Origin of the sequence: Microbacterium meiriae, assembly GCF_040685015.1 — a bacterium.
GTDB classification, from domain to species: Bacteria; Actinomycetota; Actinomycetes; order Actinomycetales; family Microbacteriaceae; genus Microbacterium; species Microbacterium meiriae.
Genome location: NZ_JBFBHD010000001.1, coordinates 706,825 through 725,825 on the forward strand (window position 1 = coordinate 706,825; position 19,001 = coordinate 725,825).

At 71.9% G+C, this 19,001-nt stretch carries 12 protein-coding genes; 2 read left to right on the top strand and 10 right to left on the bottom strand.

Features of this window, described 5'->3' with window-relative positions; all coding sequences use genetic code 11:
* Positions 1–2: 2 nt before the first annotated feature.
* The 6 genes from AB0N68_RS03620 to recQ all read right to left on the bottom strand — a co-directional run bounded on the left by AB0N68_RS03620 (position 3) and on the right by recQ (position 13,707).
* Positions 3–5,921: an Ig-like domain-containing protein gene (locus AB0N68_RS03620; RefSeq protein ID WP_280569177.1), complete on the bottom strand. Its 5,919-nt coding sequence runs from the start codon at positions 5,919–5,921 to the stop codon at positions 3–5.
* Positions 5,921–7,054: a serine/threonine-protein kinase gene (locus AB0N68_RS03625; protein WP_280569180.1), complete on the bottom strand. Its 1,134-nt coding sequence runs from the start codon at positions 7,052–7,054 to the stop codon at positions 5,921–5,923. Before AB0N68_RS03625 ends, AB0N68_RS03620 begins: the two co-directional genes overlap by 1 nt.
* Before the next feature lie 130 nt (positions 7,055–7,184).
* Positions 7,185–7,754, bottom strand: a complete 570-nt coding sequence (locus AB0N68_RS03630; RefSeq protein ID WP_259952775.1) for a DNA-3-methyladenine glycosylase I — start codon at positions 7,752–7,754, stop codon at positions 7,185–7,187.
* A gap of 488 nt (positions 7,755–8,242) precedes the next feature.
* Positions 8,243–9,289, bottom strand: a complete 1,047-nt coding sequence (locus AB0N68_RS03635) for an NAD(P)-dependent alcohol dehydrogenase (RefSeq protein ID WP_280569184.1) — start codon at positions 9,287–9,289, stop codon at positions 8,243–8,245.
* Between the two features lie 100 nt (positions 9,290–9,389).
* On the bottom strand, positions 9,390–11,453 hold the full coding sequence (locus AB0N68_RS03640; RefSeq protein WP_280569187.1) for an acyl-CoA dehydrogenase family protein: 2,064 nt from the start codon (positions 11,451–11,453) through the stop codon (positions 9,390–9,392).
* Positions 11,454–11,679: 226 nt separating this feature from the next.
* Complete coding sequence (gene recQ, locus AB0N68_RS03645) at positions 11,680–13,707, bottom strand: DNA helicase RecQ (RefSeq protein ID WP_280569190.1); 2,028 nt, start codon at positions 13,705–13,707, stop codon at positions 11,680–11,682.
* A 105-nt stretch (positions 13,708–13,812) separates the two neighbouring features.
* Between recQ and AB0N68_RS03650 the strand changes: the two genes are divergently transcribed.
* Positions 13,813–14,181, top strand: coding sequence for a GNAT family N-acetyltransferase (locus AB0N68_RS03650; RefSeq protein WP_259952781.1), 369 nt, complete (start codon positions 13,813–13,815; stop codon positions 14,179–14,181).
* Positions 14,178–15,095: a pirin family protein gene (locus AB0N68_RS03655; RefSeq protein ID WP_280569195.1), complete on the top strand. Its 918-nt coding sequence runs from the start codon at positions 14,178–14,180 to the stop codon at positions 15,093–15,095. The genes AB0N68_RS03650 and AB0N68_RS03655 overlap by 4 nt, the downstream gene beginning before the upstream one ends.
* Positions 15,096–15,209: 114 nt before the next feature.
* Here the strand turns inward: AB0N68_RS03655 and AB0N68_RS03660 are convergent, their stop codons facing one another.
* Genes AB0N68_RS03660 through AB0N68_RS03675 form a run of 4 tightly spaced genes read right to left on the bottom strand, consistent with a single transcriptional unit; the run spans position 15,210 to position 18,944 of the window.
* The gene (locus AB0N68_RS03660) at positions 15,210–16,667 is read right to left on the bottom strand and encodes a sodium/solute symporter (RefSeq protein WP_280569197.1); all 1,458 of its coding nucleotides are present in this window, start codon (positions 16,665–16,667) and stop codon (positions 15,210–15,212) included.
* Positions 16,664–17,038 carry a heavy metal transporter gene (locus AB0N68_RS03665; protein ID WP_280569199.1) on the bottom strand — a complete coding sequence of 125 codons (375 nt, stop codon included), beginning with the start codon at positions 17,036–17,038 and terminating at the stop codon, positions 16,664–16,666. Before AB0N68_RS03665 ends, AB0N68_RS03660 begins: the two co-directional genes overlap by 4 nt.
* Positions 17,035–17,754, bottom strand: a complete 720-nt coding sequence (locus AB0N68_RS03670; RefSeq protein WP_259952791.1) for a LytR/AlgR family response regulator transcription factor — start codon at positions 17,752–17,754, stop codon at positions 17,035–17,037. Before AB0N68_RS03670 ends, AB0N68_RS03665 begins: the two co-directional genes overlap by 4 nt.
* Positions 17,755–17,762: 8 nt before the next feature.
* On the bottom strand, positions 17,763–18,944 hold the full coding sequence (locus AB0N68_RS03675; protein ID WP_259952797.1) for a sensor histidine kinase: 1,182 nt from the start codon (positions 18,942–18,944) through the stop codon (positions 17,763–17,765).
* Between the last annotated feature and the right edge of the window lie 57 nt (positions 18,945–19,001).

A 19,001-nucleotide genomic window follows, 5' to 3' on the forward strand; every position in this document is an offset into this window, starting at 1 on the left:
GATCAGGGGCACAGGCCCGTGACGCGATGCGTGATGGGGGTCAGGGTGGCGAAGGCGCCGGTCCACGTGAGCTTCACGTCGAAGGTGCCGGGGGTGTCGACCAGGGGCGTCACTTCGAGGATGTACGAGCCGCGTGCCGCGCCGGACACCGTCACGACATCACCCTCGACGACGGGCATGCAGGGCTGGAACACGGCGTTGACGACGGTCGGTGCGGTCGTCGCGGTGATGTTCACCTCTCCGGAGCAGGAGCCGGTCTGGGTGGCATGGCAGGCGCGTGCGCGGACCTGACCCGGGGACGAATCCGGGGTGAGCGCGAAGTCGCCGACCCACTGCCCGTAGAGGTAGTACTGCGGCACGAAGCCGTTCTCCACGTCGATGCGCGGCGCCGAGGCCAGGCCGTAGTCGTAGCGGTTCCCGTCGCGCCGCGGGTCCTTCGCGACCGTGTAGGTGGTGTCGCCACCGGGGCCGTCGACGAACGTGAACGTGAAGACGCTCGTGGGGGACGACTCCGCCACACCGTAGCCGTTCGACGCGCACGCCTTGACGTAGTACAGCTGGTACGGCCGCAACCCCTGCAGAGAGGGGGACTCGGAGCGCACCTCTCCGCCGGAGACCGACAGCGAGCCGTCCCCGTTCGCGGTGCAGCTGACGTTGCCGGACCGCCACGCCACGTAGGTGACCTGGACGCCCTTGGCGCTGCCGTTGGCCTGCGCGGCGATGCCGGAGACGTTCACCGCCGTGTTGGAGACCGCGGTCGCCTGTGTCGCCGCCGGGTCGAAGTACACGGAGCCGGCGACGGTCACGGACGTGCGGAACCCGCCGCCCTCGTTCCCGCCGCCGGTCGGCGGCTGGAACTGGCTGATCGGGACGATCGTGAGGGTCTGCGCTCCCGGCGAGAGCGCGATGTCGGCGGTGGTGGTCGCCCCCGTGCGGTTGATCACCTCGCCCGTCTCCTCGATCCGGAACGAGACGGCGTCGTCGCCGGCGTCGATCGAGACCCTGACCGCCCCGCGCCCACGGTCCGAGACGCCAGGCCGATACTCCGGCGTGGCCGTCGCGTTCGCGACCACCGGAGCCGCGTAGGCCCAGCTCGTGTGCGGCGAGGTGGACGCCGATGTGCCGACGGCGTTGACCGCGGCCGCCGTGAAGGTGTGCGGGGCGCCGTTGGTCAGACCGCTGACCGTGCAGCGGTACACGGCACCGGCCGGACTGCAGGAGGCGTTGGCTGCGGCCCCGTCCTGAAGGATGGTCACGCCGGACACCCCGGGGTGGGCGCGCCGCGCCTCCCCGAGCGACACCTCCAGCACGACGGTCGAGCGGGTGAAGCCCACGGTGGTCACGCTCGCCGGCGCCTGCGGGAAGCCCTGCAGGTCGAGCGTGAGGGTTCCCGTGCCGGTCCGCCCCTGGGCGTCGGCCACGACGAACGGGATCACGCACTGTCCTCCCGGAGCCTGGCCGCCGCGGGGCCAGCTCGCCGTGATCGTCTTGGTGCCGGTCGTCGAGATGGAGGCGACGTCGCAGCGCGCGCCTGCCCCGAGCGACATGAGCCGCAAGCCGGAGCCCGGCTTGCCGTCGAAGGGGTCGTACTCGCCGGCCACGTCGACGACGTCGATCGAGCAGTTGGCGCTGGTGACGACGCACTGCTTCGTGAAGGTGGCCCCCCGTGGAGCGTCGGGCGGGGCCGCGCCGACGACCAGGCGCACGGAGGCCGACGGCTGACCGTACTGCGGCACCGTCACGCTGACGTTCTCGGTGTTGCCGGGTCGTGCATCGGCGCGCGCCTCGATCGTCAGCTTCGCCCCGCTCTGCGTGACGACGAACGCCGACCCCGAGTACACGATCCGGTACTCGAGGGAGCCCGCGTTGCCCTCGCGTCCGCCTTCCCAGGCGGCCATGTTGGCGTAGAGGTCGACGCTCTCGGTGGCCCCTGGGGCGATCGTGTGCGAGATCGAGGAGAGCAGCAGCTGGGGCTCCGAGGGACGGATGCTGACCGGCACGTCGACGAAGGACCAGCGCTTCTGACCTTCCAGGCGCACCGGGATCAGGCAGGTGTCCGACCATGGCGCCTCGCGACCGGCGCGGTACTCCGCCTTGCGCGGACCGTCGGCCGCGCACGACGCTGCGGCCCGCTGAGCAGTGAAGGCGCCGGAGCCGATCTCCACGGCATCCGACGACGGCAGATCGAGGTAGTCCTGCACCACGAACGACACGGACGCGTCCTCGTCGACGACGACCGGTGTCGCGCCGGGGACGAGCTGGACCTGCATATCGTCGAACGCCGGGATCCGCAGGAAGCCGTAGGCGGCCACGTCCCGTCCGCCCGCGGCGGTGCCGGTGAGCTGGAAGGGGACCAGCGCGCCCTCCTTCGGCGCCTCCCCGATGATCCGGTTGCCCCGCACCGTGTATCCGGACTGTTCACCCCACAGGCTCAGGCGCAGGGACGAGACGTCGCCGGACGGCCACCGCACCCGGTCCGTCACGACATCGACACCGCCGTCCGCGAGATCGTCACGGTCGCGCGCCGTGAGCACGGTGTCCGCGATGACCGGCTGATCGGCGACCGTGCCCTCGGTGACGGTCAACACGATGAGGCCCTGCGCCGTGCTCCCGGTCCGCGTCGATCTCACGGTGTAGAAGTACGAGTTCGTCCCCGCCGTCTCCCCGGCGCGCAGCACGACGCGGCCGTCCTTCAGGGAGGTGTCCGAATCGATCAGCGCATTCAGCCGGTCGTACAGCGGATTGCCCTTGACCGGGGGCGCGTTCGGCACGAGCGCGGTGATCTCGAGCTCGCTCTGCGCCGGGTCGAGGTCGTTCGAGCGCGGGTCCAGCACGACCGGTGTGCGGGATCCTGCCTCGACGCGGACGTAATCGCTGAACGTCACCGGAGCGGCGTCGTCGACATCCGCGTCGAGGACGCCGATGCGGACAGCGCCGCTGCCCTCCTCGCCCTGCGGATCGCGCACGGTGTAGCGGAACGACACCTGTCCGCCGTCCACTCCGCCGGCCGGCGCCCGGTACACGATCGCCTCGCCGTTCGCCGAGATGGTCGCCGTGCCGCCGCCCTTCTTCGGCTGATCGACGCCGGAGAGGACCACGCGGTCCCCGTCGCCGTCCATCCCGGTCGTGGGCACGGGGACGGTGACCGTCTGGCCGCTGAGGACGCGACCGGTGAGGGTGATCGGTGTGGGAGCGCGGTTGGTTCCGGGCGGGACGACCGTGACCGTCACGACGCCGTCGTCGGACAGCGACGGGTTCCGTTCGAGCGAGACCGAATACGTCAGCCGATAGGTGCCGGGCGTCTTCGGTGCCAGGTACCGCAGAGCGTTGCGGTCGGCGAACACGAGCTCGTCCGGCTCGCCGGATCCCGTCACCTCCGGGAGCACGAGGAGCGGCTCCCCGCGTGGCGCGACGTCGTTCGCGGCGACCTCGATGCGCGTGAGCGAACCGGCGCGCACCGTCACCGCGTCCGGGAAGACGATCGGGCGGGTGACGGTGGACGGCGGGGTGAGGAACACGCTCACCGTGCCCTGCACCGCCCCGCCCGCGCCATCCGCGACCGTGACGGTGGCCGTGCCGATCAGACCGGGCTCTCCGTCCTCGGTCGTGCCGTTCACCCGCAGGCTCTCGTTGCCGACCACGCGCACGTTGAGCTGCGGTGTGGAGCTCACGGCGTCGGACAGCAGCAACACGCGTCCGCTGGTGTTCTGCACGGCGCGGAGCACATCGACGGTCGTGTCCTCACCCTCGCGCACGAACGCGGTCAGGGGTGCCATGGCGAGCGCCGCGGAGCCGTCGACCGCCGTGATGCGGATGACGGCGGACTGCTCGGCTTGGGTCGTGACGTCCTGCACGGTGTAGGTCACCACGTACTGGCCCGGCTTCGCCGCGGTCAGCTCCACGGTGCCCGCGGCCGCGTTCGGGGTGACCTCGAAGCCCTGCGCGGTCGCGGCGGTCTGGACGGCGTCCAGGAGGCGATACGACCCGGAGCCTCCGGACAGGTGATCGGAGATCCGGATGGACTGCCGCTCGCCGACGCGCGCGGTCACCGCGACAGCCGATGCCTGGAGCGCGGGACTGCCGCTGACCTGGACCTCGAGGGTCTTCTCCGCGGTCGCGCCGTGCACGTCCTGCACCACGACCGTGATCGGGATCACGGCGTCCGCGGCGTTCGGATCGGTGTGCCGGATCGCGACCCGGCCGTCGTCCGTCGGCGCCACCATCACCGGCGCCGAGGAGTCCGTCTCGTAGGCGTCGCTCAGGATGAACGCATCGCCCTCGGGGTCCACCCAGCCGGAGAGCGCCGAGACGATCGTGCTGCCGCCGGCCAGGATCTGCGGCGCGGGCCAGTCCTGCGTGCAGGCCTCGACGCCGCACCAGACCGGGGCCGAGTTGACGCCGGGATCGACGACCGTCAGCGTCACGGTCGCCGGCGGCGAGACGGCCGCGCCGTCCGTCACGGCGTAGGTGAAGCTCGCCTGGCCGGAGCCCGCCTTCACATCGACGACCAGGGACTGCCCGTTCGCCACGAGCGCGAGGTCCCCGAACGCAGGGTCGCTGAGTCCTGCCGAGACCGACTCGGGGTCGATCGTCAGGACGTCCTTCTTGTTCGGATCGTGATCGTTCAGCAGGACGGGCAGGATGACCTGCTCCCCCGCGCGCACGCCGAACGCGTCGTCGACCGCGACCGGCGGCAGCTGCTCCGCCACGTCCTCGACGACGATGGTGCCCTCCTGCTGCTCCGTGTCGTCCTCGATCTTCCACTGCTCGAGCGGGATCAGCACGCCGTCCGGAGCGGTCCAGATGAGCCCCGTCCCGGTCTCGACGAGCACCGCGCGGTCGCCGTTCCCCTGGAAGACCGGCTCGATGGCGGCCGCGTCGAGCGTCTCGTCAGGGACCTGCAGCGGGGTGGTCTCCCCCGCGCTCCAGAGCGTCCCGCCGCCGCTGTCGAGCCAGGCCGCGTAGGTCTCCCCGCGGACGGAGACCGGTGCGGCGGGGACGCCGGACGCCTCCGCCACGCGATCGGACTCGCCGGACGAGAGGTCAACGGACACGAGGCCGTCGGAATCGGCGACGAGCACCGCATCGCCCTCGGCGGCCCCGCGCTGCAGGCGTGCGTCCTCGGCGACGTCCAGGGCGACGACCTCATCACGTCCGGAGAGCCACAGCTCCCCCGACCCCGGCTGCAGCATCGCCCAGCGCTCGCCGACGACCGCGATCGCCAGACCCTCACCCGCCTCGGGCGCATCGGCCACCGGAGACTCATCCCCGAGGAAGCGGTGCTCGTCGATGTCGAAACGGCGGACAGCTCCCTCGTCCGCGGAGTAGAGGACGAGCAGGCCGTCCGGGGAGAGCCCGATCGCGTCGGCGGTGTAGGTCGGCGGGTCCTCCCCCTCCTCGACCTCGACCTCCGCGAACGGGTCGACGAGGGCTGTCCCCGCCCCGGCGGCCAGGGTCGACACGGACACCTGCCCGGTGTCGGTCCGGTAGGCCACGTAGACCCCGGCGGAGAGCACGTCGCGCGTCCCGGCGGGCGTCGGCTGCGAGGTGAGCGGCGTGCCCTCCTCCGAGCTGTCGGCGAGCAGATCGGAGGGGCTGGCCGCATCGACGTCCCACCGCTGCCGGTTCCCCTGGGCGAAGAGCACCGTACTGGAGCCGCTCTGCCACACCGCCTCGGGGTCGTCGACGTCGCGGACCGTGTCGATCTCGGCGAGCTCGGTGTTGACGCGGGCGTACTGTCCGCTGTCGCGCATGACCCAGACGGCCGGCTCGAGGCGCGGCACCTCCTGGGACTGATACCCCTGCGCCGTCACCGCGAGTGCCACGACGACCGCGAGCGCGAGGATCCCCGAGATCAGCGCGATCAGCCTGCCCCGGGGTGGGGTCGTGGCATCGGCGCCGGTGCGGTTGCCTGCCGCCATCAGAGGATCCCCGTGAGGAACAGGGCCGCGGTGCCGATCCCCGCGATGGCGGCCGCGCCGATCACCGCGCCGACGATGCCGACGACCAGGGGCGACCGGGTCCGGCCGCGCGTGCTCGCCGGGACGTCGTCCCGCTCGCGGGGTGCCACCTGCGGACGGGCCGCACGCGCGGCCCTCCGGGAGTCGGGCGCGACCGTGGTGATGACGGGACCGCGGACGGTCGCGTCCGAGAAGTTCACCGGCGCGGCCGCGGCCCACTCCGCCGACGCCGCCTCGAAGGCGGTCGGCGAGATGCCGAGCTCGTACTGCGCCCAGCGCAGCTTCTCCGCGAACTCGGCCATGCTCGCCGGCCGCTTCGCCGGGTCACGGTGCATGGCGCTCGCGAAGAGCTCGTCGATGATCGGGGGGATGCCCGCGACGGGCACCGCCGTGTACCGCGCCTTGATGATGCGGTCCGTGAGCTGATCGCGGGAGTTCGAGCCGCGATCGGCGCGCTCGAACGGGCTGCGGCCGGCGAGCAGCGTGTAGAGCGTCGCGCCGAGGCTCCAGACCTCGCTGGGGATGGACCCGGACACGCGCTCCTGGAGGACCTCGGGGGAGCTCCAGGGCACGGACATCGCGACGGTCTCGCCCTCACCCTCCTCGATGACGGCGGCCGCGATGCCGAAGTCGGCCAGCACGGGCGCGCCGAGTGAGTTGATGAGCACGTTCGACGGCTTGATGTCGCGGTGCAGCAGCCCGGCCCTGTGCACGGTCTCCAGCGCACCGGCCATGCGGACGCCGATGTCGAGCACCTCGGCGAGCGGGAGCGGGGCCTTCTTGTACCGCGCGCTCATCGTGTCGGGGCAGTACTCCATCGCGAAGTACGGCCGCCCGTCCGCCGAGATGGACGCCTGGTAGATCGTGACGATCGACGGGTGGGCGCTCAGTCGCGCCGAGATGTCGGCTTCCACGTTGAAGGTCTGCAGCACCTCGGGGTTCACGGCATCCGCGAGCAGGACCTTGACGGCGACGACGCGACGCGGCATGTCCTGTTCGTAGAGGAACACGTCGGCGAACCCGCCGGACCCGAGTGGACGCACGTAGCTGTACCCCGCCAGCGTCGGCGGTGTCGCGGCCATGCGCGTTGCCACTCCTGCTCCTCACGGTCTGATGGGAGACCGCGCGCCTGCAGCCACCCGGCGTCGTGCGCCGGGAGATCCCCCGATGTGCCGAGTATATCGGGCGAGGGACCGTGGCCCTGCTCTCTTTCCCGACGGGACGTCAGGCCTTCCAGCACCCCTCGATGTGGTCGTCCACCATGCCCGCCGACTGCATGAGCGCGTACATCGTCGTCGGGCCGACGAAGCGGAACCCGCGCCGGCGCAGCTCCGTGCTCAGTGCGGTCGACTCCGGTGTGACCGCGGGGACCTCGGAGAACGACCGGGGCCGCGTTCCGGTCGCCGGCGGGGCGAACGACCACATCAGCGCATCGAGCTCGCCGTCGGCCATCGACTGCACGATCCGGGCGTTGCCGATCGTCGCGAGGATCTTGGCACGATTGCGGATGATGCCGGTGTCGGCCATCAGCCGTTCCACGTCGGCGTCGTCGAACGCCGCCACCGCCTCCGGCACGAAGCCCGCGAACACCTCCCGGAACCGCGGACGCTTGCGGAGGATCGTGATCCACGACAGTCCCGCCTGGAAACCCTCCAGCGCCATCTTCTCGAACAGCGCCCGGTCCCCGTGCAGCGGCGTTCCCCACTCCTCGTCGTGGTACCGGCGGTATTCTGCGTCGTCGCCGACCCACGCGCAGCGCGCACGGGAGTCCGGCCCCAGGAGGAGGGAGGTCATCCCCTCACCGTATCCGCCCCCACCGACGCCCTCCCGGCCCCGCGTCCCCTCGTGCGAGTTCAATTCCGCCCCTCCCCTCGCCTCCCCAGGCCCGTTCCCCATCCCGCCACGACGCCCTCCTCCAACGCGGGATCGAAAAGGCCCTCCCGGAACAACCCCGCGGCCCCTTTCCCATCCCGCACCGAGCGCGTAGGCAGTTCTCCGCAGGGGACGCGCGGGGCCCTCACGAGAGCAGCGCGGGATCAGAACTGTACCTGCGCGGTCCTCATTCGGAGACTTTTCCGTCCCGGCCCAGGGACTCGACGGTCGCGGGACGGAAGTCGCTCCTTATGCAGGCCGCGGAGGCGTGCTTTTGATCCCGCGTCGGACCGGACCGGGACCGGGGCCGGGACGGAAATCGCTCCTCAGGCAGGGGCCGGAGGCCCGCTTTTGATCCCGTACTGGAGCGGACGGCGACCGTCAGCGGACGGACCCGGGACCGGGCGGGGTCAGTCGGCGAAGGTGGCGGCGTCGATGACGAAGCGGTAGCGGACGTCGGACGCGAGGACCCGCTCGTACGCCTCATTGATCGCCGACGCGGGAATGACCTCGATCTGCGCGGTGATGCCGTGCTCCGCGCAGAAGTCGAGCATCTCCTGGGTCTCCCTGATGCCGCCGATGTTCGAGCCGGCGATGGAGCGTCGTCCGGCGATCAGCGACCCCGCGTTCAGGGCGAGGGCCTCCGCCGGAGCACCCACGCACACGATGGTGCCGTCCACGTCGAGCAGCCCGAGGTAGGAGCGGAGGTCGATGACGGCGCTCACGGTGTTGAGGATCACGTCGAAGGAGCCGCGCAGGTCACGGAAGGTCTCCCGGTCGCTCGTCGCGAAGTAGCGGTCGGCGCCGAGGCGGAGGCCGTCGTCCTGCTTCGAGAGCGTCTGCGACAGCACGGTCACCTCCGCGCCGAGGGCGTGTGCGATCTGAACGCCCATGTGACCGAGGCCGCCGAGTCCGACCACCGCGACGCGCGTGCCGGGGCCGACCTTCCAATGCCGCAGCGGCGAGTACGTGGTGATGCCCGCGCACAGCAGCGGAGCCGCCGCGTCCAGGGGCAGGGCATCCGGGATGCGCAGCACGAAGTCCTCGGTGACGACGACCTGCTGCGAGTAGCCGCCCTGGGTGATCGTCCCGTCGCGGTCGACCGCCCCGTAGGTGCCGACGGCGCCCTGCGTGCAGAACTGCTCGTCGCCGCGGAGGCAGTACACGCACTCCCGGCACGAGTTCACGAGGCAGCCGACGCCGACGCGGTCGCCGAGCGCGTGCTTCGTGACCTCGGCGCCCACCGCGGCGACCGTTCCGGTGATCTCATGCCCCGGGGCGAGCGGGTACTGCTGCGGACCCCAGTCGCCGCGGACGGTGTGGATGTCGGAGTGGCAGATGCCGGCGAAGGCGATGTCGATGAGGATGTCGTGCGGGCCCAGCTCCCGACGCTCGATGACGGTCTTCTCCAGCGGGGCGGCTTCGGCGGGGGCGGCGTAGGCGGTGACGGTCGTCATGATGCTCCTCGGGTCGGTACTCGCCGAGACTATCCGCCTCCGTCGATGAATCCGCTGTCCGGAGGGCCCGGGCCGTGTGGGGAGGGCCCGGGCCGATCACTCAGCGCTTCTGCCGCTTGAGGGTCTTCTCCAGGACGGGCGCCTGACCGGCGGCCTCGAGGTCGGCGTAGTACGCACGGGCCTCGTCCTGCCGCTGCTTCTCCGCACCGCTCGCGATGGGAGCCCGCACATGCTCGGGCTCGTACCCGAACGCGTCGACGAGGTCGAGCGCGTACGGACGCAGCCGCGCGCACAGCCGATCGATGTAGCTCGACACCGCCGCGGCCCGCTGGGTGGACAGCCGTCCGTGGATGAGGTGCCAGGCGAGGTGCTTCTCGATGAGCTGCAGTCCGAAGAGGTCGCGCAGCCAGGTCATGACCTTCTTCGTCTCGGCGTCGTCCATCGCGTGGACGGCGTCGGTGAAGGCCTCCCACTGCAGGAGCTCGGCGTGCGCCCTGGCCGCCTCGATGAGCTCGGCCTGGTTCTCGTTGAACAGCCGCGCCCCGAGCACCTTGTCCTTGCCGGCGGCGCGCAGCCGGGTCGCGATGTCGGCGACCATCTGCTGCACGCGGCCCGCGAGGAGGTCGTGCTGCTGCTCCTCGCGCAGGCCGCGCTCCACCGACCGGGCGACCTGACCGAAGTCGGTCACCGCCTGACCGAGCTGACGGAGGCCGGCGCCGTGGAACACCTTGCCGGCGGTCATCCCCACGGCGTAGCGCGCGAGCGCCGCGGCGTCCTTGCCCTGGAACTGCTTCGCGTAGTCGGTCAGCAGCCGCTTGCCCACGAGCTGGAGCAGGACGTTGTTGTCGCCTTCGAACGTGACGTAGATGTCGAGGTCGGCACGGAGCCCGACGAGCCGGTTCTCGAACATGAAGCCGGCGCCGCCGCACGCCTCGCGGGCCTCCTGCAGGGTGTCGAGCGCGTGCCAGGTCGACAGCGGCTTGAGCGCCGCCGCGAGCGTCTCCAGGTCCTCCCGGTCGTCCGGGGTGTCGGTGCGACCGGAGAACACGCCGTCGAACTTCTGCAGGAACTCGTCGTGCGCGAAGATCTGCGCGTACGTGGTGGCCAGGCGCGGGAGCAGACGGCGCTGGTGCTTGCCGTAGTCCATCAGCACGACCTCCTGCCCGTCCGCACCGTCGAACTGGCGACGCTGCGTGGCGTAGGTGATCGCGATGTGCAGACCGAGCGCGGAGGCCCAGGAGGCGGCGCCGTCGAGCGAGACGCGTCCCTGCACGAGGGTGCCGAGCATCGTGAAGAAGCGGCGGCCGGGACTGTCGATCGCGCTCGAGTAGGTGCCGTCCGCGGCGACGTCGCCGTAGCGGTTGAGCAGGTTCGTGCGCGGGATGCGCACCTGGTCGAAGGAGAGACGGCCGTTGTCGATGCCGTTGAGTCCGCCCTTGAGGCCGTCGTCCTCGCGGCCGATGCCGGGGAGGTCGACGCCGTCCTCGCCGCGCAGCGGCACGTAGAAGCAGTGCACGCCGTGGTTGACGCCGTTCGTGATGAGCTGGGCGAAGACCGTCGCGGCGATGCCGTGCAGGGCGGCGTTGCCGAGGTACTCCTTCGTCGCGCCGCGGAACGGCGTGTGGATGACGAACTCCTCCGTCTCCGGGTCGTACGTCGCGGTCGTGCCGACGGCGGCGACGTCGGAGCCGTGCCCGATCTCGGTCATCGCGAACGCACCGGGGATCGACAGGTCCATGACGCCGGGGAGCCAGGTGTCGTGGTGCTCCTTCGTGCCGAGCTGCAGGATCGCGGAGCCGAAGAGGCCCCACTGCACGCCCGACTTGATCTGCAGGCTCGGGTCGGCGGCGACGAGCTCCTCGAATCCGGCGATGTTGCCGCCGTTGTTCTCCTCGCCGCCGAAGCGCTTCGGGAACGCGCGGTGCACGGCCTTGTTGTCGACGAGGAGGTGGAGCTGGCTGAGCACCCGCTCGCGGTGGTCGTCCTTGCCGAGCTCGTCCTTCCGCCAGAATGCGGAATCCTTGATCATCTCGCGGGCCTGGCGGCGCACGTCGCCCCAGGTGCCCATCAGGGCGTCGTTCAGGCGGGCGACATCGATCCGCGGGGCGGTCGCGCTCTCGCGCGGGTCAGGTGTCGTCGAAGGGCGGACGGCGGCGTCGACCATGAGCGTTCCTCTCGGAGAGACGAAGGTGGATGCCTCTCATGGTAGGTGTGCGACAAAACGACACGAAGTCCCCTGTCCGCATCCTCCAACCCCCCGCCGCCCCGTCCGCGCCCGTCGTTGTCGGCTCGCGACAGGTTCGGCTCGTCGACCCACCCCCTTCCGTGCGCCCCGGCCCCCTGCGGGCGTCCGCGAAGGGGTGGCTCGAACGGAAGGGGGTGGGTCGACGTCAGGAGCCGGCGATGACGGCGAGCACGCCGTCGCCGTAGGCCTCGCGCTTCTTCGCACCGATGCCGGTGATGCCGTTGAGGTCGGCGTGCGACGTGGGACGATGCTCCGCGAGAGCACGGAGCGTGGCATCACCGAAGACGATGTACGCCGGGACGCCCTGTTCCCTGGCGGTCTCGGCCCGCCAGGCCCGCAGCGCCTCGAACAGCTCCCGGTCTCCGGCGTCGAGGGCGTCGGCGGCACTCGCCTTCCGGGCGCGGGACGGTGAGGACGGGCGTCCGATCGTGTCTTTCCGGAGGGGCACCGCGGTCTCGCCGCGCAGCACCCCGGCCGCCGCCTCCCCCGGCGCGAGCGTGCCGTAGTCGCCCTGCGCGACGAGGATGCCCCGGGCGAGGAGCTGGCGCACCACGCTCCGCCAGTCCTGGTCGGAGAGGTCGGCGCCGATGCCGTAGGTCGCGAGGGCGTCGTGCCGCTGCTGGCGGATGCGCTCGGTCGAGGCACCGCGGAGGATGTCGATGAGGTGGCCCGCGCCGAAGGCCTGATTCCGCTCGCGCTTGAGGCGCACGATCGTGGACAGCAGCTTCTGCGCGGGGACGAGCCCGTCGAAGGTCGCCGTGTCGTCGAGGCACGTGTCGCAGTTGCCGCAGGGCTGCGAGTCCTGACCGAAGTACCCGAGGAGGTTCTGTCGGCGGCACTCCACCGTCTCGCACAGGGCCAGCATCGCGTCGAGGTGCTGCCCCATGCGCATCTTGAACGTGCGGTCTCCGGGACTCTGATCGATCAGACGGCGCTGCTGAACGACGTCGCCGAGCCCGTACGCCATCCACGCCACGGACGGCTCGCCGTCGCGGCCGGCGCGGCCGGTCTCCTGGTAGTACCCCTCGACCGATTTCGGCAGATCGATGTGGGCGACGAAGCGCACGTCGGGCTTGTCGATGCCCATGCCGAACGCGATCGTCGCCACCATCACCACGCCGTCTTCGCGGAGGAAGCGCGACTGGTTCGCCGCCCGCACCTCGGCGGGCAGGCCCGCGTGGTACGGCAACGCGTCGAGACCCTGCGCGGCGAGATAGGTCGCCGTCTGCTCGACGGACTTCCGGCTGAGGGCGTAGACGATGCCCGCCGCGCCCTCCGGCTGCGACCGGATGAACTGCACGAGCTGCTTGCGCGGGTCGACCTTCGGGACGATCCGGTACTGGATGTTGGGGCGGTCGAAGCTCGCGACGAAGTGCTTCGCCGCGTCGAGGTGCAGACGCTCGGTGAGCTCCTTGTGCGTGGCCCGCGTCGCGGTCGCGGTCAGGGCCATGCGGGGCACGCCGGGGAACCGCTCGCCCAGGTCGCCGAGCGCGAGGTAGTCGGGCCGGAAGTCGTGACCCCACTGCGACACGCAGTGGGCCTCGTCGATGGCGATGACACTGAGCGTGCCTCGCTGCAAGAGGGAGGTCGTCTGCGCGCCCGACAGCCGCTCCGGGGCGACGTAGAGGAGGTCGAGCTCTCCGGCGACGTAGGCGCGCTCGACCTCGCGGCGCTCCTCGATCGACTGGGTGGAGTTGAGGTACGCGGCCTTCACGCCGTTGGCGCGCAGCGCGTCGACCTGGTCGTGCATGAGCGCGATGAGCGGGCTGATGACCAGTCCGGTGCCCTCGCGGACGAGTGCCGGCACCTGGTACGTGATGCTCTTGCCGCCGCCGGTGGGCATCAGGACGACGGCGTCGCCGCCGCCGATGACCTGCTCGACGATGGCCGCCTGGTCGCCGCGGAAGTCGTCGTAGCCGAACACGGTGTGCAATGCCTCGCGGGCCGTCGCATACCGGCTGGGCGTGGCGCGGCGGACGGCCGGCGCGGTGGTCACCGCGGTCGTCGGGCCCGGACCCCAGTCGAGGGGCGGCTCGAAGCCCGCGCCCTGCGGCTCCCAGTCCATCGGCTCCGGCGGCTCGGTCGGCTCCCACCCGTCGTCCCAGGGCTGGTCGGATGCCGCGTCCGGCTCGGGGATCCATCCGTCGTACGGATCACGGGGAGTCTGCGGCATCCCTCCAGCGTAATCACCCCGACGGACAGCGGCACGGCGACGTCCACAGGCCCGCACCCCCGATCCCGGGCGTAGGTTGGTTCCAGACGCCGGAAGGAGCATCCGATGACCGACATCACCGTGACCCGCAACGACGAGGCCTCCCGCTACGAGATCCGTTCCGATGACGTGCTGGCCGGGTTCGCCGAGTTCGACACCCGCCCCGGCGCGATCCGGTTCCTGCACACCGAGATCGACCCGGCGTTCCAGGGCCAGGGCCTCGCGGGGAAGCTCGCCGCGGCGGCGCTGACCGACGTGGCGTCGACGGGCGACGCGATCGTGCCGCTCTGCCCGTACATCGCGAAGTACCTCCAGACGCACGAGGTGCCCGGCGCCGAGATCCGCTGGCCGCAGCGCCCGGGCTCGACGGCGGACGCCCCGGTGCAGGAGGAGCCGACCGGCGCGGACGAGGACCCCACGGGCAGGGCGGAATGATCGGGCAGCGCCGCCTCGTCCTCGAGCCGCGGGCGGTCCCGCTCGGCGGCGTGCGCGGCATGGAGGTGCTGCGGGTGCTGCCGCATCGCAACCTCCCCACCATCGGCGCGTGGTGCTTCCTCGACCGGTTCGGCCCGGCCGAGACCCGGATGCGTGTCGAGCCGCACCCGCACATCGGTCTGCAGACGGTGACCTGGCCGCTCGTCGGCGAGATCCGGCACCGCGATTCGCTGGGCAGCGACGCCGACCTCCGGCGCGGACAGCTCAACCTCATGACCGCCGGCAACGGCATCTCGCATTCGGAGTACTCCGTCGGTGACGGCCCCGTCCCGCTCGACGCGCTGCAGTTCTGGGTCGTTCTCCCGGAGTACGCGCGCCACGGCGACGGCGGCTTCGAGCGGCACACCGATCTGCCGACGACGACGCTGCCGTCCGCGACCGGATCGGACGCCACGGCCACGGTCGTGCTCGGCGAGTTCGCGGGCGTGCACTCGCCGGCGACCGTGCACACACCGATCGTCGGGGCGGAGATCGTCGTGCCGGCTGGAACCGCCGTGCGCCTGCCGCTGCGGCCCGAGTGGGAACACGCGCTGCTCCTCGTCGAGGGCGACGCCGCCGTCCCGGAGCACGCGATGACCCGCAACGACATGCTCTATCTCGGTGATTCCCGCGACGGCGTCGAGGTGACCAGCAGTGAGGGCGGCTTGCTGTTCCTCCTCGGGGGTGAGCCGTTCGAGGACGAGATCGTCATGTGGTGGAACTTCGCCGGGCGCTCCCACGACGAGATCGTCGCCGCCCGCGAGGACTGGGAGGCCGCGTCCCCCCGGTTCGGCGTCGTCGAGGGGCATGACCAGCGCATCCCCGCGCCGCCGCTCCCTCCGGTGCGCCTGATGCCGCGCAGCCGCACCCTCTGACCCTCTCCCGCACAGCCCCTCCCGCTGATTCAGGCACTCGCGCGGGCTCAGGCTCGATTGGCTTTCACCTGCCTGAACCCGCGTGATCGCCTGTTCCGGGACGCAGAAGCAGACTCAGGCGCGGTCGGGGGTGTGCACGCGCGCGAGGAAGCGGTCCGTGCGGGGTGAGGGTCCGCGGGGGTCGAGCAGCGACACGGCGACCGTGACCCCGGTCGCCAGCGGGATCGTCCAGGCGGCGGGCTGCGCGAGGTAGGGCGCCGCGACGCCGACCCCGTCCACGGCGGCGTGCACGAGCAGGGCGAGCCCGGTCGCGAGACCGCCGCACACCATGCCCGCGACCGCCCCACGCGCGGTGAGGCCCCGCCACCACACGCCCAGCAGCACCACGGGCGAGAGCGTCGACGCCGCCACGACGAACACCACCCCCACGCTCGACACGAGCCCCGCGGGGACCGTGAGCAGCGCGACCCCCAGCGGCACGAGCGCGCACACCACCGCGGACAGCCGGAAGGAGCGCACGGAGCCGGAGAAGACGTCCTGGCTGATGACCCCCGCGAGCGAGACCACGAGTCCGGCCGAGGTCGCCAGGAACGCGGCGAAGGCCCCGGCGACGATGAGGGCCGTCAGCAGCTCGCCGGCCGGCCCGGGGAACACCCGCGACGGGAGCTGCAGCACCACGGTGTCGGCGATCCCGGGCCGCGCGAGGTCCGGGGCGGCGATCCGCGCCAGGAGCCCCATCGCGCTCGACACGGCGTAGAACGCGCTCACCATGGCGATGACGATCACGGTCGTCCGCCGCGCGGAGGCCCCCGTCGGGCTCGTGTAGAACCGCACCAGGACATGCGGCAGACCCATCGTGCCGAGGAGCAGGGCGAGCAGCAGCGACGCTGTCTCGTAGGCGTCGAAGCCCGACGGCCCGGCCTCCGCGGGGAAGACGAGCGCGGGATCGAAATCGTGCGGGCCGCCGCTCAGCGCGAACGCGATGCACACCACCGGCACGAGGAGCGCCGTGAGCTTGAGCCAGTATTGGAATGCCTGCACGAAGGTGATCGCGCGCATCCCGCCCGCGGCGACCGCCGCCGCCACGAGCACCGCGATCGTCACGGCTCCGACCCACTCCGGCAACCCGGCGACCACGACGAGCGTGATGCCCGCGCCGTGCAGCTGCGGCACGATGTAGAGCCAGCCGATGATGAGCACCGCGAGGCTGGTGACCCGGCGCGCGGCCGTCGAGTCGAGCCGGGCCTCGACGAAGTCCGGGATCGTGTACGCCCCGCTGCGGCGCAGGGGCGCGGCGACGAAGACGAGCACGAGCAGATACCCCGCGGCGTACCCGATGGGGAACCAGAACCCGCGGGCGCCGTCCAGCAGCACCAGCCCGGAGAGGCCGAGGAAGGTGCCGGCCGACAGGTACTCACCGCTGATGGCCGAGGCGTTCCAGACCGGACGCACCGTACGCGACGCCACGAAGAAGTCGCTCGTCGTGCGCGACACCCGCAGCCCGTACACGCCGATGAGGAGGGTGGCGATGACGACCAGGGCGACGCCGACGAGGTCGAGCACGGCGTTCATTCGCGGTCCCGCAGGGCGCGGTACCGCCGCTCGTTGCGGACCGCCGTGCGCACGTACAGCACCGCGAAGACGAGGATCACCGGGTAGAACGCGAAGGCCTGGAGAAGCCACGACAGCGGCAGCCCGCCGAGGACGACGGCGTCGATCTCCGGGATGAGCGCGATCCCGAGCGCCAGAGCGACGACGACCACCACGAAGCCGGCGACGGTGCCCAGGGCGAGCCGGAGCTGGCTGCGCATCAGAGCGCGCGCGTAGACGGCATCGGCCTCCGCGACCGGGGCGCCGGGCAGCGCGATCCCCCGCGTGGCGGCGGAGGAGCGACGGGGCGGGGCGTCCGCCGTGACGCGCACCCGCTTCGGCGCCTCGGTCATGCCGTCCCCTCGCCCCGCACGAGGGCCTCCCGCACCGCGGGGACGAGCCTCCTGCTCACCGGCAACACGGCCGCGCCGACGACGACCGTGGGCTCCCCGCCCGACAGCCGCGCCTCGGTCACCGCGGCGATCCGGACGAGCGTGGAACGGTGGATGCGGAGGAACCCCACGGGCGCCCATCGGGTCTCGAGCTCGGAGAGGGGGACGCGCACGAGGTGGCCGGGGCCGTCGTCCTCGGTGTGCAGTCGCGCGTAGTCGCCCTGCGCCTGCACCCAGCGCACGTCGCTGCGGCGGACGAACCGCACCGCGGCGCCCACCGTCACCGGCAGCACCTCGTCCTCGCTACGCGGGGTGGCCTCCTGCGCGACCACCCTGTCCACGGCGCTCCGCAGCCGTTCCCGCCGGACCGGCTTGAGGAGGTAGTCCGCGGCGCGCAGCTCGAACGCCTCGACCGCGCGGGCCTCGTCCGCGGTGACGAACACGACGGCGGGCGGTTCCGCGAGACCGAGGAGCGCGCGGGCGAGCTCGGTGCCGAGCAGGCCGGGCATGTGGATGTCGAGGAAGGCGATCCGCACCGCACGCGCGGAGAGCTGACGCAGCGCGTCGGCGCCGTTTGCCGCGGTGAGGATCTCGCCGATGCGCGGGTCGGCACGCAGCAGGTGCACGAGCTCGTCGAGGGCCGGCTGCTCGTCGTCGGCGACGAGGACGTCGATCATGCCGCTCCTCAGTCGTCGTCCGGGTCGTGGAGGGGCTGCGATTTCGGGACTCGCATGCGCACCAGGGTACCCGCGCCGGCGTTGGTCTCGACGACCAGTCCGCCCCCGCTTCCATAGACCTGACGGAGCCGGGTGTCGACGTTCCGCAGACCCACGTGACCGCCCTCCTCCCGCGCGGTCAGCAGCGCGCGCAGGCCGTCAGGGTCCATGCCCACGCCGTCGTCCTCGACGAGGATCTCGGTGTGCGTGCCGTCGTCGCGGGAGGTGATGCGGATCTCGCCGCCGCCCTCCCCCGGCTCCAGGCCATGCCGCACGGCGTTCTCGACGAGCGGCTGCACCGAGAGGAACGGGATGACCGTCGCGAGCGTCTCCGGTGCGATCTGCAGCGTCACCCGCAGGCGGTCGCCGAATCGCGCGCGCTCCAGTTCGAGGTACGAGTGGATGCTGCCCAGCTCCTCCGCGAGCGTGGTGAACTCCCCCTGGCGACGGAAGGAGTATCGGGTGAAATCGGCGAACTCGAGCACGAGGTCGCGGGCCCGGTCCGGGTCGGTCGTGATGAACGACGCGATCGCAGTGAGGGCGTTGTAGATGAAGTGCGGGGAGATCTGCGCGCGCAGAGCCCGGAGCTCCGCCTCGGCGAGCTGGGTGCGCGAGGCCTCGAGTCCGCCGAGCGCGACCTGCGCCGCGCACCAGTCGGCGACCTCCTCCGCCGCCCGCACGAGCGCAGCGCGCACCGGGGATGCGAAGGCGACGACCACCCCGACCGGCACCCCGTCGACGAGGATGGGCGCGCCGACCGCCTCCAGGTCGTCCGTCCGCGACGGGGCGGGGAACACCTGCCGTCGCCCGGACGCGCGCACCTGGGCGGCGATGCGCACGGCGGCGGATTCGAGCCCGTCCGCGGCGCCGTCGAGCGTGACCGTGTCGTCGTCGCCGACGATGGCGACCGCAGCGCTGCCCAGCAGGGCCCGCAGGTGCCGGGCGGCCTTGACCGCATCCGGCCCGGTCAGTCCGCCGCGGAGGTGCGGGGCGGCGAGGCTCGCCTGATGCAGCGCACGCAAAGCCCCCTGCTCCGCCTCGCTGCCGAGGTCGGCGGACCCGCGCGCGAACCGGCGGGCGAGCAGCAGCAGCGCCGTGAGGGCGATCCCGCCGAGCGCGCCGAGGACCGCGGCGAGGACGACGTCGTTCATGCGCTCAGCCTACGGACGCGCGCGCGGGCTCAGCGACCCGCGCTTCGACAGGCTCAG